General features: G+C 70.6%; 19 protein-coding genes and 1 tRNA gene. 4 read left to right on the plus strand and 16 right to left on the minus strand.

Annotated elements, in window-relative coordinates; all coding sequences use genetic code 11:
* The 6 genes from AB0B35_RS10705 to AB0B35_RS10730 form a co-directional block, all read right to left on the minus strand.
* The coding region (locus AB0B35_RS10705) for a phosphoadenosine phosphosulfate reductase family protein (protein WP_361043400.1) at positions 1–395 on the minus strand (395 nt) is incomplete at its 3' end.
* 61 nt (positions 396–456) lie between these two features.
* Positions 457–1,236 (minus strand): 3'(2'),5'-bisphosphate nucleotidase CysQ, encoded by a 780-nt coding sequence (locus AB0B35_RS10710; protein ID WP_361043403.1) that lies wholly within the window; start codon positions 1,234–1,236, stop codon positions 457–459.
* Entirely contained in the window at positions 1,236–2,879 is a 1,644-nt protein-coding gene (locus tag AB0B35_RS10715; RefSeq protein WP_361043405.1) for a sugar transferase, read from the minus strand. Before AB0B35_RS10715 ends, AB0B35_RS10710 begins: the two co-directional genes overlap by 1 nt.
* Positions 2,880–3,003: 124 nt before the next feature.
* Complete coding sequence (gene pth, locus AB0B35_RS10720) at positions 3,004–3,600, minus strand: aminoacyl-tRNA hydrolase (RefSeq protein WP_361043880.1); 597 nt, start codon at positions 3,598–3,600, stop codon at positions 3,004–3,006.
* Between the two features lie 71 nt (positions 3,601–3,671).
* A complete protein-coding gene (locus AB0B35_RS10725) occupies positions 3,672–4,310 on the minus strand; it encodes a 50S ribosomal protein L25/general stress protein Ctc (RefSeq protein ID WP_361043407.1) in 639 nt (212 codons plus the stop codon).
* Between the two features lie 306 nt (positions 4,311–4,616).
* Complete coding sequence (locus AB0B35_RS10730; protein ID WP_361043409.1) at positions 4,617–5,597, minus strand: ribose-phosphate diphosphokinase; 981 nt, start codon at positions 5,595–5,597, stop codon at positions 4,617–4,619.
* Between the two features lie 227 nt (positions 5,598–5,824).
* Between AB0B35_RS10730 and AB0B35_RS10735 the strand changes: the two genes are divergently transcribed.
* Complete coding sequence (locus tag AB0B35_RS10735; protein WP_203698612.1) at positions 5,825–6,064, plus strand: response regulator transcription factor; 240 nt, start codon at positions 5,825–5,827, stop codon at positions 6,062–6,064.
* Positions 6,065–6,132: 68 nt separating this feature from the next.
* On the opposite strand, the gene glmU is transcribed toward AB0B35_RS10735, so the two are convergent.
* From glmU to AB0B35_RS10750, 3 genes are all read right to left on the minus strand, one after another.
* Positions 6,133–7,572 carry a bifunctional UDP-N-acetylglucosamine diphosphorylase/glucosamine-1-phosphate N-acetyltransferase GlmU gene (gene glmU, locus AB0B35_RS10740; RefSeq protein ID WP_361043412.1) on the minus strand — a complete coding sequence of 480 codons (1,440 nt, stop codon included), beginning with the start codon at positions 7,570–7,572 and terminating at the stop codon, positions 6,133–6,135.
* 31 nt (positions 7,573–7,603) lie between these two features.
* Positions 7,604–7,675 (minus strand) — tRNA-Gln (locus tag AB0B35_RS10745).
* Between the two features lie 14 nt (positions 7,676–7,689).
* A complete protein-coding gene (locus AB0B35_RS10750; RefSeq protein ID WP_361043413.1) occupies positions 7,690–8,400 on the minus strand; it encodes a helix-turn-helix domain-containing protein in 711 nt (236 codons plus the stop codon).
* Positions 8,401–8,536: 136 nt separating this feature from the next.
* On the opposite strand from AB0B35_RS10750, the gene AB0B35_RS10755 reads away from it, so the two are divergent.
* Positions 8,537–9,526 carry an acyl-CoA desaturase gene (locus AB0B35_RS10755; RefSeq protein WP_361043415.1) on the plus strand — a complete coding sequence of 330 codons (990 nt, stop codon included), beginning with the start codon at positions 8,537–8,539 and terminating at the stop codon, positions 9,524–9,526.
* A 128-nt stretch (positions 9,527–9,654) separates the two neighbouring features.
* Positions 9,655–10,260 (plus strand): TetR/AcrR family transcriptional regulator, encoded by a 606-nt coding sequence (locus AB0B35_RS10760; RefSeq protein WP_360537056.1) that lies wholly within the window; start codon positions 9,655–9,657, stop codon positions 10,258–10,260.
* Positions 10,261–10,263: 3 nt separating this feature from the next.
* Here the strand turns inward: AB0B35_RS10760 and AB0B35_RS10765 are convergent, their stop codons facing one another.
* From AB0B35_RS10765 to AB0B35_RS10790, 6 genes are all read right to left on the minus strand, one after another.
* The gene (locus AB0B35_RS10765; protein WP_360537026.1) at positions 10,264–10,758 is read right to left on the minus strand and encodes a DUF4383 domain-containing protein; all 495 of its coding nucleotides are present in this window, start codon (positions 10,756–10,758) and stop codon (positions 10,264–10,266) included.
* A gap of 49 nt (positions 10,759–10,807) precedes the next feature.
* Entirely contained in the window at positions 10,808–11,269 is a 462-nt protein-coding gene (locus AB0B35_RS10770) for a DUF4383 domain-containing protein (protein ID WP_361043417.1), read from the minus strand.
* Positions 11,270–11,345: 76 nt separating this feature from the next.
* On the minus strand, positions 11,346–13,145 hold the full coding sequence (locus AB0B35_RS10775) for an ABC-F family ATP-binding cassette domain-containing protein (protein ID WP_361043419.1): 1,800 nt from the start codon (positions 13,143–13,145) through the stop codon (positions 11,346–11,348).
* 7 nt (positions 13,146–13,152) lie between these two features.
* Positions 13,153–14,109 carry a 4-(cytidine 5'-diphospho)-2-C-methyl-D-erythritol kinase gene (locus AB0B35_RS10780; protein ID WP_361043422.1) on the minus strand — a complete coding sequence of 319 codons (957 nt, stop codon included), beginning with the start codon at positions 14,107–14,109 and terminating at the stop codon, positions 13,153–13,155.
* 70 nt (positions 14,110–14,179) lie between these two features.
* Positions 14,180–15,037: a 16S rRNA (adenine(1518)-N(6)/adenine(1519)-N(6))-dimethyltransferase RsmA gene (rsmA, locus tag AB0B35_RS10785; RefSeq protein ID WP_361043424.1), complete on the minus strand. Its 858-nt coding sequence runs from the start codon at positions 15,035–15,037 to the stop codon at positions 14,180–14,182.
* A 50-nt stretch (positions 15,038–15,087) separates the two neighbouring features.
* Complete coding sequence (locus AB0B35_RS10790; protein ID WP_361043426.1) at positions 15,088–15,942, minus strand: TatD family hydrolase; 855 nt, start codon at positions 15,940–15,942, stop codon at positions 15,088–15,090.
* 133 nt (positions 15,943–16,075) lie between these two features.
* Here AB0B35_RS10790 and AB0B35_RS10795 point away from each other — a divergent pair, with 133 nt between their 5' ends.
* Positions 16,076–17,308: a hypothetical protein gene (locus AB0B35_RS10795; protein WP_361043429.1), complete on the plus strand. Its 1,233-nt coding sequence runs from the start codon at positions 16,076–16,078 to the stop codon at positions 17,306–17,308.
* On the opposite strand, the gene metG is transcribed toward AB0B35_RS10795, so the two are convergent.
* Positions 17,305–19,080, minus strand: a complete 1,776-nt coding sequence (gene metG, locus AB0B35_RS10800) for a methionine--tRNA ligase (protein WP_361043432.1) — start codon at positions 19,078–19,080, stop codon at positions 17,305–17,307. The genes AB0B35_RS10795 and metG overlap by 4 nt on opposite strands.
* Positions 19,081–19,084 lie beyond the last annotated feature (4 nt).

Consider the following 19,084-nt stretch of genomic DNA (forward strand, 5'->3'; position numbering starts at 1 on the left):
TACTTGTCCACCGCGTCCAACAGCACCGGCGTCTGGATCCGGTTCCGCGAACCACCAGCAGGCTCGGTCACCAGACCACGCGCGATCGCCTCCGGCACCGACGCCACGATCAGCTGCAGGCCGAGCTCGTCCACCCGCCGGTCCCGGTATTCGAGGACCTCGGGGAAGTTGTGCCCCGTGTCCACGTGCATCACCGGGAAAGGAATCCGGCCCGGGGCGAACGCCTTCTGCGCCAGGCGCAGCATCACGATCGAATCCTTGCCACCCGAGAACAGCAGCACCGGACGCTCGAACTCCGCCACCACCTCCCGCATCACGAAGACGCTCTCTGCTTCGAGAGCGTCGAGGTGGGAGACCCGGTACGCAGCCGGCTGCTCAGACGCAGGCTGGATCATATCCAGACCTTTCCTAGTGAATTACTCGGGAATTAACCCTACACGCGGTCGCGCTTACCGATCAAGAATGCTGTGACACGGCCGACAGCAGGTCAGCGGCCAGATCGCGGCGGCAGACGAGGAGATCGGGCAGGCTCGCGTCCGACTGGTTGTAGATCAGCGGCGAGCCGTCGATGCGCGAGGTGTGCAGTCCCGCCGCAGCAGCGACGGCGACCGGAGCGGCCGAGTCCCACTCGTACTGGCCCCCGCCGTGGATGTAGGCGTCGACCTCACCGGTGACCACGGCGGCGATCTTCGCGCCGGCCGAGCCCATCGGCACCAGCTGGGCGCCGACCTGCTCGGCGACGGCGGCCAGGAAGTACGGCGGGCGGGTGCGGCTGGTCGCGATGCGGATCGGGCCGCCGGCGGCGACCTCGGGGGACAGCGGCGGGTACGGTGCGGCCGGCTCGCTGCCGAGCACCCGCTGCTGCGCGGGCAGGCCGACGGCCCCCGCGGCGAGCACGCCGGTGCTCTCGCCGGTACGCCGCCACAGCGCCACGTGCACGGCCCAGTCGGCGCGGCCCTGCTCGCCGAACTCGCGGGTGCCGTCCAGCGGGTCGATGATCCACAGCCGGTTGGCGGTGAGCCGGGCGGGGTCGTCGACGCCCTCCTCGCTCAGCACCGCGTCGGCGGGCCGCCAGCGGCCCAGCTCGGTCATGAGCAGGTCGTGCGAGCGCTTGTCACCGGCGGCGCGCAGGCCGGCCGGGTCGTCGAAACCAAGTTCGTCGCGCAGGGCGAGCAGCAGGTCGCCGGCCTGTCGGGCCAGCCATACGGCGAAGGCGCCGTCTTCCACCGGGGGCATCAGTACGCTCCAGAGCTACGGGCAACGGCGGTCAGCGTACGCAGGAGTATGAGCAGGTCCATGGACATTGACCAGTTCTCGACATAGCGGAGGTCCAAACGGACCGCCTCCTCCCACGGCAGGTCGGATCGCCCGGAGACCTGCCAGAGTCCTGTCATGCCGGGCTTCACCGCCAGCCTGCGCCACACGTCGGCGGCGTATTCGGCAACCTCGCGGGGCAGTGGCGGCCGCGGCCCCACCAGCGACATCTGCCCCAGCAGCACGTTCAGCAACTGCGGCAGCTCGTCCAGCGAGTAGCGGCGCATCCAGCGGCCCATCGCGGTCACCCGCGGATCGTCCCGGATCTTGAACAGCACTCCGTCGTGCTCGTTGAGATGCTTCAGCTCGGCAAGCCGTGCCTCGGCGTCGGTGTACATGGTACGGAACTTGTAGATGACGAACTCGCGGCCGTCCCTGCCGACCCGTACCTGCTTGAACAGGGCCGGTCCGGGCGAGTCGATGCGCAGCGCCATCGCGATCACCACGAGCAGCGGCGCGGACAGCACCAGCAGCAGCGCCGCGCCGACCCGGTCCATCAGCTCCTTCATCACCCGGCTGCCGCCGGACAGCCGCGGATGTTCCACGTGCAACATCGGCAGCCCGTCGACCGGGCGAATGGTCGTGCGCCCGCCGGCGACGTCGATCAGGGAGCTGGCCACGATCAGGTCGGTCTCGTCGCGCTCCAGCTGCCAGGCCATCCGGCGCAGCGCGTGCCCGTCGAGCTCTGGGCAGCTGAGCACGATCACGGTGTCCGCGCCCGCGGCCCGCACGGCCGGCGCGACGTCCTCGAACGTGCCGTACACGGGCAGGCCGACGCGGCCGTCGCTGCCGCGCGGCACGCACGCCCCGACGACCTCCAGCCCGTGGAAACGCTCGCGGCACAGTTGCCGGGTCAGGCCGATGATGGCCAGTTCGTGCCCGACCACGACGACCCGGCGCAGGCAGTCGCCGCGCTCACGCCGCCGGTGCAGCGACTTGCGGATCAGGAACCGGGTCAGCACCAGCGTGCCGGTGGCGGCGGGCAGCGCGATCAGCACGTACGAGCGGGCGGTGGGCAGTTCGAGGGCGTACGAGCCGACGGCCGCGGTCGCGATCAGCCACAGCCCGCCGCGCATGACCCGGTCGTACTCCTGCGTGCCGACGTACAGGTAACGCTTGTCGTAGGCCCTGGTCAGCGCCAGCGACGCGACGAGCGCGAACGGCAGCGCCAGCGACAGCAGGACGTAGGTGCTGGTGTACGGCGTGATCGAGGTGCCGAAGCGCAGCATGTAGACGAGCACGCCCGCGGCCGCGCCGACGAGCAGATCGGAGCCGAGCAGCGTACGCAGGTAGCGCTGCTCCCAGCCCTTGCGGCGGTCGAGCACGCGCACCGGCGTGCCGATGTGGGTGCTGCCCCGGTGCAGCGGCCGGCGTCCCGCCGGGGGCCGGTGCTGGGGCGTCTGCGGGCGTACCGCGACCAGGCCCACCGGCGCGGGGCTGAACGGCGCCGGACCCGCCGGGGTCGGCGTGGCGGTATAGGACAGCGCCCCGGACGCGTCGATGTGCCGGTGGCGCTGCGGGTAGGGCCGCGGGCCGCGCCGATCGTCGTCTCGGCGCTGCTCCATGAATGCCCCCCGTCACGACCCGGCGGCACCTGCGAATGACCTGCGGAAACTGGTCTGTGGCAGATGCGCCTGACGGTTACAACGCGAGAAAGGGGCAAATGTGACGGCGGAAAACTGTCCGGGATCAGGCGGTGTGGTACGTCTGCTGAGCGGCGGCCAGGCCGCCCTTGACGATCGCTTCGACCGCGTCCGCCGCCCGGTCCACCAGGAAGTCCAGCTCCTTGCGCTCCACGGTGGAGAAGTCGGACAGCACGAAGTCCGCCGGGTCCTGGCGGCCGGGCGGCCGGCCCACCCCGAACCGCACCCGCAGGTACTCCTTGGTGGCCAGCGACTTGCTCATCGAACGCAGCCCGTTGTGGCCGCCCTCGCCGCCGCCCACCTTCAACCGCAACTGCCCGTACGGGATGTCCAGCTCGTCGTGCACCGCGATGATCTGCTCGACCGGCACCTTGTAGAACTGGCTCAGCGCCGCGGCGGGCCCGCCGGACAGGTTCATGTAGGTCAACGGCTTCACCAGCACCAGCCGCGGCGCGTCCACGCCGTAGCCCAGCCGCGCCTCGGCCACGTCGGCGACGGCCTTGCGGTGCCGGCCGAACTTCACGCCGGTGCGATCGGCCAGCAGGTCGGCGATGAAGAACCCGACGTTGTGCCGGTTGCCGGCATACTGCGGCCCCGGATTGCCCAGGCCCACGATCAGCCACGGTGCGGCCTGCTCCATCAACACTCCCCTGAATACACTCGTGGCGTCCTTCACGCTTCTACAGCATGAAGGACGCCACGGGCGAACGTGGATCAGGCCTCGGCGGCCACGGTCTCGGCAGCCTCGGCGGCCTCGGCCTCGGCGGCCTCCGGAGCCTCGGCGGTCTCGCCCTCGAGCTGCTCGGCGGTCGGGGCCTGCGTCACCACGGCGACCATGGTGTCGGCCTCGACGGCCAGCTGCGCGCCCTTCGGCAGCTTGATGTCACCGGCGGTGACGTGCGAGCCGGCCTCCAGGCCCTCGATCGAGGCCTCGACGAACTCCGGCAGGTGCAGCGCCTCGGCGATGATCGAGATCTTGTCGTGCTCGTGCATGACCAGCGTGCCCTTGGCGGCCTCGCCGACCAGGTGCACCGGAACGTCGACGGTGACCTGCTCGCCGCGCTTGACGATGATCAGGTCGATGTGCTCGAAGGTGTCCTTCAGCGGGTCGCGCTGGATGGCCTTCGGCAGGGCCAGGGTCTTGGTGCCGTCGGGGCCGACCAGCTCGAAGACGGTGTTGATGCCACCGTGGCGGATCGCGGCGGCGAACTCACGGGCCGGGACGGCGATGTGGCGCGGGGCCTCACCGTGACCGTAGATGACGGCGGGCACGAGGCCCGCGCGGCGGGTGCGGCGCGCGCCGCCCTTGCCGAACTCGGTACGCGGCTCGGCGCTGATCTTTACTTCAGACACGATTCTTCTCCTGCTCAACGGGTCTCTGTCAGGCCGAGCGAACGAGGGCGCGCGGGGTAACCATGACCCGGAGCACCGCGTCGATCACGGCGCCATCAACAGGCTTTTCGACCCGCAGGGCACCCTCGCCGTGGCAACCCGATTACTGTACCCGATCACTTTCGGTGATCCCCGGCGGGGCGACCCATGTCACCCGGCCTGCGCAGGCCTGACCGTGATCGTCGGACTTGCCTGGCAAACGGGCGTATCTTGCGGTGCGATACGCACATCTGCCAGGCAAGTCGAGAGATCAAGCCGGAGGGCGGGTCAGCTGAGGCCGCCGAAGAGGGTCGTGACCGAGCCGTCGTCGAAGACCTCGCGGATCGCGCGGGCCAGCAGCGGCGCGATGGACAGCACGGTCAGCTTGTCGAACTGCTTGTCCGAACCCAGCGGCAGCGTGTTGGTCACGATGACCTCGCTGATCCGGCTGTTCTTCAAGCGCTCGGTGGCCGGGTCGGAGTGCACGGCGTGCGTGGTGGTCACGATGACGTCCGCGGCGCCGTTGTCGAACAGGATGTCCGCGGCCTTGCAGATCGTGCCCGCAGTGTCGATCATGTCGTCGACCAGGATGCAGGTGCGCCCGGCGACCTCGCCGATGACCCGGTTCGCCACCACCTGGTTCGGCTTGAGCGGGTCGCGGGTCTTGTGGATGAACGCCAGCGGACAGCCGCCGAGGCGGTCGGTCCAGCGCTCGCCGACGCGCACCCGGCCCGAGTCCGGCGACACCACGGTCAGCTCGCGGTGGCCGTAGTTGGCCTGCACGTAGTCGGCCAGCACGTCCATCGCGAACAGGTGGTCCACCGGGCCGTCGAAGAAGCCCTGGATCTGGGCGGTGTGCAGGTCGACCGTCAGGATGCGGTTCGCGCCGGCCGTCTTGAGCAGGTCCGCGATGAGGCGGGCGGAGATCGGCTCCCGGCCGCGGTGCTTCTTGTCCTGGCGGGCGTACGGATAGAACGGCAGCACCACGGTGATGCGCTTGGCCGAACCACGCTTCGCCGCGTCGATCATCAGCAGGGTTTCCATGATCCAGTTGTTCACCGGCTGGGTCATGGACTGCACGATGAAGGCGTCCGAACCACGGACGGACTCCTTGTAACGGACAAACGTCTCACCGCTGGCGAAGTCGTATGCCGTCGTCGGGGTCACCCCCACGCCCAGCACCTCGCCGATCTCCTTCGCGAGCTCGGGGTAGGCCCGGCCCGAGAAAAGCATCAGGTTCTTGCGGTTCTCAGTGACGATGCTGCCCATCGGCTTGCCGCCCCTTCACGATGGTCTGCGGTCAGTATCACCTTTTCGGTTCATCCTCTCCCGGCGGTTCGCCAACCGGCCAGCAAGCCCGTTCCCGGGTGCGACAGATCACGGACAGACCGCTTGCCTCGGAGTTCACGCAGGTGACACCGGGGTGCCTTGCCCGCCCCCGACGGCGGGCGCTACCTTCGTTAAGCACAAGTGCCCGTACAGAAAGGCTGCGCTCGATGGCCAGGGACCGGTCCGGAGAACCGACGCTCGTTCAGCGCCGGATCCTCCTGCTGCTCGCCGCGGGCTTCACCGTGCAGACCATCACCAAACTGGTCTTCCTCAGCGAGCGTGCCGTGCACGACCACATCGCCAGCCTCAAGCAGACCACCGGTGCGAAGAACCAGTTCTCCCTCGGGGCCGAGGCCGCCAAACGCGGCTGGCTCGAGGACGAGGACGAGCAGCCCGGCCGCCGCTGACCGGCCCACTCCGCAGACGAAGAAGGCGCGACCCCCGAGGGCCGCGCCTTTTCTCACACTCGTGCGGGTCAGCCCTCTTCGGGGGCGTTCTGCCGCGCCGACTCGGCCCGCTCGGCCGCCTCCGCCGCCGCGCTGCCCGGACGGGACCGGCGCACCCAGCCCTCGATGTTGCGCTGGTGCGCCCGCGCCACGGCCAGCGCCCCCGGCGGCACGTCCTTGTCGATCACCGAACCGGCCGCCGTGTACGCGCCGTCGCCGACCTGCACCGGCGCCACGAACGTCGTGTCACAGCTCGTCTTCACGTGCGAGCCGATCACGGTGTGGCTCTTGGTGCTGCCGCTGTAGTTCGCGAACAGGTTGCCCGCGCCGATGTTGGTCTGCTCGCCGATCGTCGCGTCACCCACGTACGTCAGGTGCGGGACCTTGGTGCCCTCGCCCAGCGACGCGTTCTTGATCTCGACGAACGTGCCGACCTTGCCCTTGCGCCCGATCCGCGCCCCCGGACGCAGGTACGCGTACGGGCCCACGGACACGTTCGGGCCGATCTCGGCCTGCACCGCGTGCGCCCGCACCACCTGGGCCTGCTCGCCCACGATCGTGTCGATCAGCGTCACGTCCGGGCCGACCACCGCGCCCGTGCCGACGCTGGTCGCGCCGCGCAGCTGCACGTTCGGCTCCAGCAGCGCGTCGCGCTCCACGGTCACCGTGGCGTCGACCCAGGTCGTGGCCGGGTCGACGATGGTCACCCCGTCGCGCATCAGGCCGAGGTTGATCCGGTCGCGCAGCAGTGCCCGCAGCGAGGCCAGCTCGGCCCGGTCGTTGCAGCCCAGCGTCTCGGTCGCGTCACCGGCCAGGTGCACGCGCACCGGCGAGCCCTCCGTGACGAACAGCTCGAAGACGTCGGTGAGGTACTCCTCGCCCTGGTCGTTGTCGGTGGTCAGCTTCGCCAGCGCGGTCCGCAGCGCGGCCGCGTCGAAGGCGTAGATGCCCGCGTTGATCTCGCGGATCGCCCGCTGCTCCGGCGTCGCGTCACGCTCCTCGACGATGCGGGACAGTCCGCCGTCGGCGTCGCGGACCAGCCGGCCCAGACCGGTCGGGTCCGGCACCGACGCGCCCAGCACGGTCGCCGCCGCGCCCGCCGACTCGTGCGCCTCGACCAGGTCCCGCAGCGTCTGCGCCCGCAGCAGCGGCACGTCGCCGTTGAGCACGACGACCGTGCCGTCCAGCTCGCCGAGCGCCTCGATCGCGATGCGCACCGCGTGGCCCGTGCCGTTCTGCTGGGCCTGCAGCGCGGTCGCCACGTCCGGCGCGATCTCGGCGAGGTGTGCGGTGACCTGGTCGGCGCGGTTGCCGACCACGGCCAGGGTGCGCTCCGCCGCGAGCGGCGCGGCGGCCGCCAGCACGTGGCCGACCAGGGAGCGGCCGAGCAATGGATGCAGCATCTTCGGCAGATCCGACTTCATCCGCTTACCCTCGCCCGCTGCGAGGACGATCACCGTACGAGTCACGAGCTGCCCATCTCCTTACTTGGCTTGCTAGCTGGGGCGCCTGGATTCGAACCAGGACCTTCCAGATTCAAAGTCTGGTGAGCTGCCATTACTCCACGCCCCATCCGGCGCCAAAGCTTATCGTGGTTCGTCCGCGGACGCTGCACCGGTGCGGCGATCGAGTTCGTCGATGATCCCCTCGATCCGCCAATAGAGTTCCCGCCTGCGCCGTGCGGTCACCACGAGGCAGCCGTGGTATCCCTCTCCCTGGTTGTGTCGTGTGCTGGTGGGACGGTGCCGCTTCAGGGTCGCTCTGCGAAAACACTCCAGCGGCACGTCGAGCTGAGCGGCCCACCAGCGCGCCGCCTCGTCCGGATCGGCCGTCTCGTGGATGCTCACGCGGTAGCTGAGTTCGCTGCGGCTGACGCCGACCGACTCCAGGAACCGGATGAAGATCCGCAGCAGGCGGGGATCCGTGTTGGTGATCGTCACGCGGCCGTCGTTGGCCCGCCAGGGCTTCTCCTTGGTCCCCTCGCACCAGAAGATCACCGCGCCCAGCAGTGCGAGATCCCGCTCGGTCAGCTTCTCGACGACCGCCTGCCCGACGCCCTGCGCATCCTGCCTGCGCTGCGCGGTCTGCACCCGGTGCCTTCCCCAGCGCGCGTCGGTCATGGCACGCGAGTGGGCACGGCGGCGCTCGGCTGCCGCGACATCCGAGTCGAGCGGGATGTGACGAACCCACTGGAAGGCGGTGGACCGAGCGACGCCCAGCCTTGACGCGATGTCCGGCACCGAGCACCCTGCCTGGCGCAGCACCACGGCCTGTTCACGAAGTTCCGGCTTGGCCACCCGATGACGTTAGAACGGGCGTACGACCCTTTGTGCGGGAAATTCACAGGGACGGGATCTGTCAAACTACGGTCCCGTAGGTTACGGTGTCGTAGGTAGCACAAAATATGCCTTCCACCAGCTCCAGCGAGGTGCCATGACCACGACAGCCATCGACACGCCTACCGGCACCGCGGCGACTGCACGCGGGCAGAAGCCGCTGACCGAGGGAGCCCAGTCCAGGGGCACCTTGATCGGGCTCTGGGCCTTCGTGGTCCTGCCGTTCCTGGCGCTGTTCGCTGTGGTCCCGGTCGCCTGGGGCGGCTGGCTGAACGTCACCGACGTGGTGATCTTCGCGGTGATGTACGTGGTGACGGGCCTCGGTATCACGGTCGGCTACCACCGCTACCTGACGCACAGCTCGTTCAAGGCGACGCGCTGGCTGCGCGTGACGCTGGCGGTCGCCGGCGCGATGGCCGTGCAGGGCTCGCCGACCCAGTGGGTCGCCGACCACCGCCGCCACCACCAGTACTCCGACCTCGAGGACGACCCGCACTCGCCGTGGCGCTTCGGCAACTCGTTCAAGGGCCTGACCAAGGGCATGTTCCACGCCCACGTGGGCTGGCTGTTCGCCCGCGAGCTGTCCAACCGCAAGCGTTTCGCGCCGGACCTGCTGGCCGACAAGGACATCGCCAAGGTCGACAAGATGTTCGGCCTGCTGTCGCTGACCACCGCGTTCGCACCGGCCGTCGTCGGCGGCCTGGTGACCATGTCGTGGCAGGGCGCGCTGACCGCGTTCTTCTGGGCCGGCCTGATCCGCATCGGCCTGCTGCACCACGTCACCTGGGCCATCAACTCGGTCTGCCACGTGTACGGCGAGCGCCCGTTCGAGATGCGCGAGGGTGACAAGGCGTCGAACTTCTGGCCGCTGGCGATCATGTCGTTCGGCGAGAGCTGGCACAACCTGCACCACTCGGACCCGACCTGTGCCCGGCACGGTGTGATGCGCGGCCAGATCGACATCTCGGCCCGGGTGATCTGGTTCTTCGAGAAGTTCGGCTGGGCGACGAACGTCAAGTGGCCCAAGGCCGACCGGCTCCAGGCGAAGATGATCGACCGCGACGCCGAGCTCAAGCTCGCCCGGTGACTGTCGACACGACCGGCACTCCCACACCGCCCCCGTCCTCCTGGCAGGATGGGGGCGTGGCAGACGACTCCCGTGACGCCCGGCCGGCCCGGCAGGCTGCCGCCCCGAAGACCGGCTCACGGGTGCGGATGAGTTTCTCCCAGCGCCGCGAGCAGCTGATCGCCGTCGGCCGGCAGCTGTTCGCCGAGCGCGGTTTCGACGCGACCTCGATCGAGGAGATCGCCTCCCGCGCCAAGGTCTCCAAACCTGTGGTGTACGAGCACTTCGGCGGCAAGGAAGGCCTGTACGCCGTGGTGGTGGACCGCGAGGTCACCTCCCTGCTGACCCGGGTCACCTCGGCGCTGACTGCGGGCCACCCCCGCGAGCTGCTGGAGCAGGCGGCGCTGGCGCTGCTGGACTACATCGAGGAGGAGACCAACGGCTTCCGCGTGCTGGTGCGCGAGTCGCCGGTGATGTCCTCTTCGGGCAACTTCTCGTCGGTGCTCAACGATGTCGCGCACCAGGTCGAGCACATCCTCGGCGCCGAGTTCAAGGCGCGTGGGTACGACCCGAAGCTCGCAGAGCTGTACTCGCAGGCGCTGGTGGGCATGGTGGCGCTGACCGGCCGCTGGTGGCTGGAGGTGCGCAAGCCGCGCAAGGAGACGGTGGCCGCGCACCTGGTGAACCTGTGCTGGAACGGGCTGGCGCAGCTGGAGGCCAAGCCCGTCCTGCTGACCCGCAAGGGCAACAAGTAACCCTTACTTGTTGGCGTGCGGTTTGACGGCGAACTTGTCGCCGGGGCGGGTGCTGTGGCGCAGCACCTCTTCGGCGATGGACTCGGCCGGGGTGCCGACCTTGCCGTACAGCCCGGCGATCAGCATGATCGTGCCGATGATGAACGAGACCACGCAGGTGGAGATCTCGTAGTTGAGCTTGTTCAGCGGCGTCTGCATGACGGTGAGCATGATGAGCCCTGCCAGCAGGAAGACCGCGCCGCCCCAGATGTTGATGAAGTGGTCGATGTTGCGGCCGATGATCGCGCCGACGAGCACGATCGCGCCGACGATGATCGACAGCCAGGCGAACGCGGGGTTGGTCTTCAGGCCGAGCGCCTCGGTGTCCTCGCGGCTGAAGAACGGTTCACCGGCGGTGCGGATGGCGCCGACGATGCCGAAGGTCAGCAGATACGCACCCGACAGTCCCGCCAGGAAGCGCCACTGGGGCCTTAGTCGGTGATTGACCGGGATATGCATGACCCCAGTGTCCCGCCGGGAGTGTCCCGGCGGGACCGATTCGCAGCAATCAGGCCTGGCTGAGGCGGTGCTTCTCCTCGGCGGCGGCCTTCGCGGCGGGGCCGACCTTGACGTACATGCCGGCAGTGAACAGGACCGAGCCGATGAGGTACGAGACGATGCAGGTCGCCATCTCGAAGTTGAGCACGTTCGAGTCGGTGTGCATCAGGGCCAGCATCGCGGTGCCCGCGAGCATGAAGCCGACGCCGACCCACATGTCGACGAAGCGGTCCAGGTTGCGGCCGACCAGCGTGGCGAGCAGCACGGCGGCGCCGGCGGCGATGCTCGCGTACGAGAAGGCGGGGTTCGTCTTCAGCCCGAGGGCGCTGGACTCGCCCTGGTAGAACAGCGGCTCACCCTGGCTGTCGAGGTAGCCGAGCAGCCCGAACGCCAGCACGAACAGCCCGGCGAACAGGGCCAGCGCGCGGTACAGCGGGCGCAGGGAGTGGTTGACGGGCATGTGGGAAGCCATGTCGCAGCTCCGGCGGAAACGAGGGGTCAGGGGCGGCGTGAGGCTATCAGGCCTCCCCTGACCCGTTTCCCGCCAGCTACTCGGAGATCAGCTCCGCGAGGTTGAGCCACTCGTCTTCCAGCAGCCCGCGCTCGTCCTGCAGCGCCTTGAGGCTCGCGTCCAGTTCGGCGATCTTCGCGAAGTCGGTGGCGTGCTCGGCCATCTGCGCGTGCAGCTTCTCCACGCGCTGGTCGAGTTTGTCGATCTGCCGCTCGACGCGCGAGACTTCCTTCTTCGCCGCGCGCACCTCGGCCGCGCTCGGCCCGCCGGTGCGCTCCGCCTTCTGTTCCTTGACCGGCGCGGTGCCGCCGCCCGCCTGCGCCGCCTCGTGGTCGACGCGCTGCAGGTACTCGTCGACACCGCCGGGCAGGTGCCGGATCTTCCCGTCGCCGAGCAGGCCGTACACCTTGTCGCAGACGCGCTCGACCAGGTAGCGGTCGTGGCTGGCCACGATCATCGTGCCGGGCCAGGTGTCGAGCAGGTCCTCCAGCGAGGCCAGGGTGTCGGTGTCGAGGTCGTTGGTGGGTTCGTCGAGGATCAGCACGTTCGGCTCGCCGGCGAGCAGGCGCAGCAGTTGCAGCCGCCGGCGTTCGCCGCCGGACAGGTCGGCCACCGGGGTCCACACCCGGCGGTCGGTGAAGCCGAAGATCTCGGCCAACTGCGACGCGGACAGTTCCCGGTCGCCGAGCTTGACCCGCCGGGCGACCTGCTCGACGGCTTCCAGCAGCCGCAGCTCACCGGGCAGCTCCGCGAGCTCCTGGGACAGGAACGCGGGGCGCACGGTCTGACCCGCGCGGAACCCGGCCGCGTCGGTGACCCTGGCCAGCAGCCGCAGCAGCGTCGACTTGCCCGCGCCGTTCGCGCCGAGCAGCGCGATCCGGTCGCCGGGGCCGACGTGCCAGGTCACGTCGTCGAGGATCAGTTTCGGCCCGGCGTACAGGGTGACGTTCTCCAGGTCGTACACCTGGCGGCCGAGCCGGGCGGTGGCCAGTTTGGCCAGGGTGACCTGGTCGCGGGCCTCGGGCACGTCGGCGATGAGCGCGTTCGCGGCGTCGATGCGGAACTTCGGCTTGGAGGTGCGGGCCGGCGGGCCGCGGCGCAGCCAGGCGATCTCCTTGCGGAGCAGGTTCTGGCGGCGGGACTCGGTCACCGCGGCGACCCGCTCCCGCTCGGCGCGGGCCAGGATCCACGCGGCGAAGCCGCCGTCGTACGCCCGCACCTGCTGGTCGGCGACCTCCCAGATGCGGTTGCAGACCGCGTCGAGGAACCACCGGTCGTGGGTGACCACGACCAGCGCGCCGCGCAGGCTCTCGTTGAGGTAGCGGGCCAGCCAGTTGACGCCCGCGATGTCGAGGTGGTTGGTGGGCTCGTCGAGGATCAGCAGGTCGGTCGGGCGCACCAGCAGGGCGGCCAGCGCGATGCGCCGCCGTTCGCCGCCGGACATCGGCCCGACGGGCTGGTCCAGCCCGAGGCCGGGCATGCCGAGGCCGTCGAGGATGTTGCGGACGCCCGCGTCGCCGGCCCATTCGTGCTCGGCCTGGAACGCGGCGGGCAGCCAGGCGTCGCCGAGCACCACGTCGCGCACGGTCAGGTCGGGGGCCAGGTCGAGCGCCTGCGGCAGGGCGGACACGCGCAGGTCGCGGCGGTGGGTGACGCGCCCCGAGTCGGGGTCCTCGGTCTTGGTCAGCATCCGCAGCAGGGTCGACTTGCCCGCGCCGTTGAGGCCGACCACGCCGATCCGGTCCGCGTCGTCCAACCCTAGGGAGACGTCGGTGAGCAGCGGGCCGGTCGGGCCGTAACCCTTGCTCACCCGGTCGAGATTGATGATGTTGGCCATGATCCGATCAGCCTATCCGGGCGCCGTGCACGGCTCCGTACGCCTGCTGCACGCCGCGGCACAGGCCCGACTCGCGCAGCGCCTGGGCGAGGTCTGCCCCATGAGGTTCGTCACGGGCCAGGAAGACGCAGGTCGGGCCGCTGCCGGAGACGAGACTGGCGAGCGCGCCCGCCTTGTCCCCGACGTCGAGCGTGTCGGCCAGCGAGGGCCGCAGCGACAGCGCCGCCGCCTGCAGGTCGTTGCCGAGCGCCGCGCCGAGCACGGCCGGGTCGCGCTGGCGCAGTGCGCTGAGCAGGTCGTCGCTGCTGCCCAATGGGGCGGGCGCGGTGCCGGCGGCGCGCATCCGGTCCAGTTCGCCGTAGACCTGCGGGGTGGACAGGCCGCCGTCGGCGAACGCCACCACCCAGTGCCACTTGTTGGCGCGGGCCAGCACGGGGCTGACCGCCTCGCCGTGGCCGGTGCCCAGCGCGGTGCCGCCGTACAGCAGGAACGGCACGTCGGAGCCGAGCGTCGCGGCGATCCGGGCCAGTTCGTCGCGGCCCAGGCCGGTGCCCCACAGCACGTCGAGCGCGACCAGGGTCGCGGCGGCGTCGGCGGAGCCGCCGGCCAGGCCGCCCGCGAGCGGGATGGTCTTGCGCAGGTGCAGGCGGGCGTGCGCGGGCACCTTGGCGGCCGCGGCGAGCGCGTGCGCGGCGCGGATGACCAGGTTGCTGTCGTCGAGTTCCAGCTCGCCGACGCCCTCGCCCTGCATGGTGAGGCTGAGGGTGTCCCCGGACCGCGCGGTGACCTCGTCGTACACCGAGATGGCGTGGTAGACGGTGTGCAGCTCGTGGTAGCCGTCGGAGCGCAGCGGCCCGACCCCGAGGTGCAGGTTGATCTTCGCGGGCACTCTCACCCGGACCGGTCCTGACGAGGCTCCCGCCAGGTCATCGTCGTCGTCGCCGAGCGTCCATGCCTCTGTCACGCCGACCAGCGTACTGGCCCCGCCCGGATCACCCGGCGGGGCGGCACCCCGCTCCCACGCCCCGCTCCGGTCAGCCCTTCACGGCGGCCAGGGCGGCGAACGCGTGCACGTCGAGCTGCTCGCCGCGGGTGGACGGGTCGATGCCCGCCTGGCGCAGCAGCGCCTCCGCGGCCGGGGCACCCCCGGCCCAACCGGCCAGCGCGGCCCGCAACGTCTTGCGGCGCTGCGCGAACGCCGCATCGACGACCGCGAACACCGCGTCGCGGCTGACGTCGTCGCGGGGCGGTTCGCGGCGGGTGAACGAGACCAGGCCCGAGTCCACGTTGGGCACCGGCCAGAACACCGCGGGCGGCACCTTCCCGGCCTGCCGGGAGGAGGCGTACCAGGCGAGCTTCACCGACGGGATACCGTAGATCTTGTTGCCGGGCTGGGCGGTGAGCCGGTCGGCGACCTCCTTCTGCACCATGACCAGCCCGTGCCGGATGCTCGGCAGCTCGGCGAGCAGGTGCAGCACCACGGGCACGGCGACGTTGTACGGCAGGTTCGCCACCAGCGCCGTGGGCGGCGGGTCGAACTCGGCGGCGGTGACCCGCATGGCGTCGCCATTGTGGATGGTGAGCCGGTCGGCGAGCCCGGGGGCGCGTTCGGCGGCGGTCGCGCCGAGCGCGGCGGCCAGCGGCGGGTCGATCTCGACCGCGTGCACGTGCGCGGCGGCGCTCAGCAGGCCCAGGGTCAGCGAGCCCAGGCCGGGCCCGACCTCGACGGCGACGTCGGCCGGGTCGAGTTCGGCGGCGGCCACGATGCGCCGGATGGTGTTGGGGTCGTGCAGGAAGTTCTGCCCGAGCTTCTTGGTCGGCGCGACGCCGAGCCGCGCGGCCAGCTCCCGGATCTCCGCCGGGCCGAGCAGTCTTGCCTGTTCAACGGTCACACCATCAGGCTATCGGGCGGTCCGCGCGGGTTGGACATGCCTGGCGACACTCACCAGGGCCCGAAGATCCGGTTCCCGTTGTCCGAGATCGCCTCGCACATCTCGGCCAGCGGCATGCCCTTGGCCTCGGCGAGGGCCCGCACGGTCAGCGGGATCAGGTAGGAGGCGTTGGGCCTGCCCCTGTGCGGCATCGGCGTCAGGTAGGGCGCGTCGGTCTCGACCAGGATCTGGCCGGGCGGGGTCAGTGCGGCGGCGGCCCGCAACTGCGGGGCGTTCTTGAAGGTGACCGTGCCGGCGAAGGACAGCACGAAGCCGCGCCGCACGCACTCGGCGGCGAACGCCTCGTCGCCGGAGAAGCAGTGCATCACCACCGTCTCGGGGGCGCCCTCGTCGTCGAGCACCCGCAGGATGTCGGCGTGGGCGTCGCGGTCGTGGATCACCAGCGGCTTGCCGACGCGTTTGGCCAGCGCGATGTGCGCGCGGAAGCTGCGCTCCTGCGGCTTCAACCCTTCTTCCTTGGTACGGAAGAAGTCCAGGCCCGTCTCGCCGATGCCGCGCACCCGCGGGTCCTCGGCGAGCGCCGCGATCTCGGCGAGCGCCGCGTCCAGATCGGACAGGCGGGGAGCCTCGTTCGGGTGCAGCGCCACGGTGGCGACGACGGCGGGGTGCTCGGCGGCGCAGGCCGCGCCCCAGCGCGACGAGGCCACGTCGACACCGACCTGCACCAGCCGGTCCACGCCGACGTTGGCGGCGGCGTCGATCTGGGTGGCCGGGTCGCCGCCGTCCTCGGCGACGATGTCGAGGTGGGTGTGGCTGTCCAGCACCGGGTGGGGCAGCGGCTCCGGGGCGGGCGGGAAGGACTCCCAGCGGCGTTCGGCGGCCCGCGCGGCGCGATCGTTCGTCACCCGGCCATGATCCCACCCGGTGCTGCCGTCGGTGAGCGGACCGTCCCGCTGCGAGGTCGATCACCCTGCGCGCGGCCTTCTGTTCAGGCCGTGTTCACCTGGGCGGCACGCACGGAGATTAGCGTCGGAGTTCGTGACGACCGTCAATGACACCGAGCGCGGCACGGTCCTCGTGGACGGCCGCGCCTACGCCGCGGACGCGATCGCCGGCGGCGCCGCGTACGAGCTGTTCAGTGAGATGCCCGCGCCGGGCTTCCTGCGCCTGGACAACCCGGCCCGGTGGGCGTACCACCGGTTCGTGCCGGCCGCCGAGGTCACCGCGGGCGCGCAGGCGCTGGCCGCGTCGCACCCGGAGTCGCCGCTGTGCGCGCCGCTGTCGCGCGCGGTGAGCTGGGAGCACGTGCACCGGCTGAGCCAGCGCCCACCCCGTGACCGGCAGGCCGCCGAACTGGTCGGCACCGTGCGGGCCAGCGCGACGGTGCGCCGCGGCACCCGGATGATCATGCCGCTGAACCCCACCGGCGTCACCGCCCTGCTGCGCGGCCGGTTGCCGCACGGATTCTGCTATCGCGAGTGGGACATCGCCCACCTGCGCACTCCCGCCGAACTCGCCGTCCTGGGCGCGGGCGGCACGGGGGCCCAGGACCCGGCGGACGAGATCGCGTACGTGCTGCGCTGGCGGGCCGTCGACCCGCGTGACTACATGCCGTCGATCGGGGACGCGGTGGCCGGGCTGGTGGCCATGCCGCCGCACGACCGGGTCGGCGCGGCGGTGCTGGGCACCGGGTTCGCGCCGAGCAGCAGCGAGCTGATCCCCGAGTGGGTCACGGCGGACTTCGCCGACCTGCCGCTGCCCGCGCACGCGGCGCTGGTCGCGTACGTGCCCGACGGCACCGAGATCGTGCTGTACACCTTCCAGCCCGAGCAGCGGGGCTGGCTGCGCCTGGTCGGCCCGCAGTGGCGGCGGCTGCTGCACCCGCTGCGCGAGATCAGCGCGGATCAGGAGTACCTGCCGATCCCGCGTACGGAGACGGTGTTCAGCCGACTGATCGGCACGTTCCGGGGTGAGGAGTACGAGGCCGTCGCCGACCCGCCGGAGGAGTTCCGGGTCCTGGCGATGAGCCGGGCCGCCCGCTACCCGGTCGAGTCGCTGCAGCGGCGTACCCGGTACGCGCACTGGCGCGGCGCGCCCTGCACCGTGCTCGCGGCCGACAGCACCTGGGTGCGGCTGCGCCTGTGCCGCCCCGACCCGCAGAACGTGGCCGCGCTGGGCGCGCAGTGCTACGAACGGGGCATCTACGAGGCCTGGGCGCCGGCGACCGAGGTCACCGACGCCCAGGACGTCAACATCCCGTACCCGCTCTAGCCTTCGAGCCGGGCCAGTTCCTCGTCCACGATGGACGGGTCCAGCTTCTTGAACACCGGCGTCGGTGCGCTCAGCGGCGTGCCGGCGCGCAGCTCGCGCGGCTCCCACTTCGCCCCGACGGTGTAGTCGCCGGTGAGCACCGGGTAGCCGGGGCCGCCGTCGAGATCGGACACCTCGACGATCTCGGGCATCGGCGCGTGCACGCCCTCGCCGCCGAGCAGCGTGTGGATCTTCTGCGCGGCGTGCGGCAGGAACGGCGTCAGCAGCGTGTTGCAGTCCGTGATCGCCTGCAGTGCGGTGTGCAGGATGGTGGCCAGCCGGGGCCGGTCCTCCTCCGCCTTGATCTTCCACGGCGACTGGTCCGACAGGTACTTGTTGGCCTCGCCGACGATCCGCATCGCCTCGTTGATCGCGGCCTTCTGCTTGTGGTTCTCCAGCAGGTTGCCGACCGTCGTGAAGCCGCCGCGCACCGTCTCCAGCAGCGCGGTGTCCTCGGCGGTCAGGTTGCTGGCCATCGGCACCGCGCCGAAGTTCTTCGCCGCCATCGAGATGGTGCGGTTGACCAGGTTGCCCCAGCCCGCGACCAGCTCGTCGTTGTTGCGGCGCAGGAACTCCGCCCAGGTGAAGTCGGTGTCGGTGGTCTCCGGACCGGCCACCGCGATGTAGTAGCGCAGCGCGTCGGCGTCGTAGCGGGCCAGGAAGTCGCGCACGTAGATGACGACCCGGCGCGAGGAGGAGAACTTGCGGCCCTCCATCGTCAGGTACTCGCTGGACACCACCTCGGTGGGCAGGCCCAGCTCGCCGAGCTCGCCCGGCTTGCCGCCCTTGTCGCCCTTGCCGTCGTAGCCGAGCAGGATCGCCGGCCAGATCAGCGAGTGGAAGACGATGTTGTCCTTGCCCATGAAGTAGTACGAGCGGCCGTCCTCGGACTGCCACCACTTGCGCCACGCCTCCGGGTCGCCGGAGCGGCGGGCCCACTCGATCGAGGCCGACAGGTAGCCGATGACCGCGTCGAACCAGACGTAGAAGCGCTTGGTGTCCCAGCCCTCCTTCGGGATCGGCACACCCCAGTCCAGGTCGCGGGTGATCGCGCGGGGGCGCAGGTCGGCCACCAGGTTCTTGGAGAAGCGCAGCACGTTGGGCCGCCAGCCCTCCCGGGTGTCCAGCCACGCGCCCAGCGCCTCGGCGAACGCCGACAGGTCGAGGAAGTAGTGCTCCGAGTCGACGAACTCCGGCGTCTCGCCGTTGATCTTCGACTTGGGGTTGATCAGGTCGATCGGGTCCAGCTGGTTGCCGCAATTGTCGCACTGGTCACCGCGGGCGCTGGTGTACCCGCAGATCGGGCAGGTGCCCTCGATGTACCGGTCGGGCAGGCCGCGGCCGGTCGACGGGGAGATCGCGGCCTGGGTGGTCTTCGCGATCACGTACCCGTTGTCGAACAGGGCGGTGAACAGCTCCTGCACCACGGCGTAGTGGTTGCGGGTGGTGGTCCGAGTGAACAGGTCGTAGGCCAGGCCCAGGCCGTGCAGATCCTCGACGATCATGCGGTTGTACTTGTCGACCGCTTCGCGGGGCGTGATGCCCTCGGCGTCGGCCTGCACCTGGATCGGCGTGCCGTGCTCGTCGGTGCCCGACACCATGAGCACGTCGTGGCCCGCCATGCGCATGTACCGGCTGAAGACGTCGGAGGGCACTCCGAAACCGGAGACATGACCGATGTGGCGCGGGCCGTTGGCATAAGGCCAGGCGACCGCGGCGAGAACGTGACTCATGACT

The sequence above is a fragment of the Catellatospora sp. NPDC049133 genome (genome assembly GCF_040648455.1).
Lineage (GTDB): Bacteria > Actinomycetota > Actinomycetes > Mycobacteriales > Micromonosporaceae > Catellatospora > Catellatospora aurea.

What these genes read in the sequence shown, in the direction of transcription:
- AB0B35_RS10710 (WP_361043403.1), bottom strand. Translation starts at nt 1,236, where the DNA reads ATGCCCCCGGTGGAAGACGGCGCCTTCGCCGTATGGCTGGCCCGACAG.
- AB0B35_RS10715 (WP_361043405.1), bottom strand. Translation starts at nt 2,879, where the DNA reads ATGGAGCAGCGCCGAGACGACGATCGGCGCGGCCCGCGGCCCTACCCG.
- AB0B35_RS10730 (WP_361043409.1), bottom strand. Translation starts at nt 5,597, where the DNA reads ATGGGCAGCATCGTCACTGAGAACCGCAAGAACCTGATGCTTTTCTCG.
- AB0B35_RS10735 (WP_203698612.1), top strand. Translation starts at nt 5,825, where the DNA reads ATGGCCAGGGACCGGTCCGGAGAACCGACGCTCGTTCAGCGCCGGATC.
- AB0B35_RS10755 (WP_361043415.1), top strand. Translation starts at nt 8,537, where the DNA reads ATGACCACGACAGCCATCGACACGCCTACCGGCACCGCGGCGACTGCA.
- AB0B35_RS10760 (WP_360537056.1), top strand. Translation starts at nt 9,655, where the DNA reads ATGAGTTTCTCCCAGCGCCGCGAGCAGCTGATCGCCGTCGGCCGGCAG.
- AB0B35_RS10765 (WP_360537026.1), bottom strand. Translation starts at nt 10,758, where the DNA reads ATGCATATCCCGGTCAATCACCGACTAAGGCCCCAGTGGCGCTTCCTG.
- AB0B35_RS10770 (WP_361043417.1), bottom strand. Translation starts at nt 11,269, where the DNA reads ATGGCTTCCCACATGCCCGTCAACCACTCCCTGCGCCCGCTGTACCGC.
- AB0B35_RS10775 (WP_361043419.1), bottom strand. Translation starts at nt 13,145, where the DNA reads ATGGCCAACATCATCAATCTCGACCGGGTGAGCAAGGGTTACGGCCCG.
- metG (WP_361043432.1), bottom strand. Translation starts at nt 19,080, where the DNA reads ATGAGTCACGTTCTCGCCGCGGTCGCCTGGCCTTATGCCAACGGCCCG.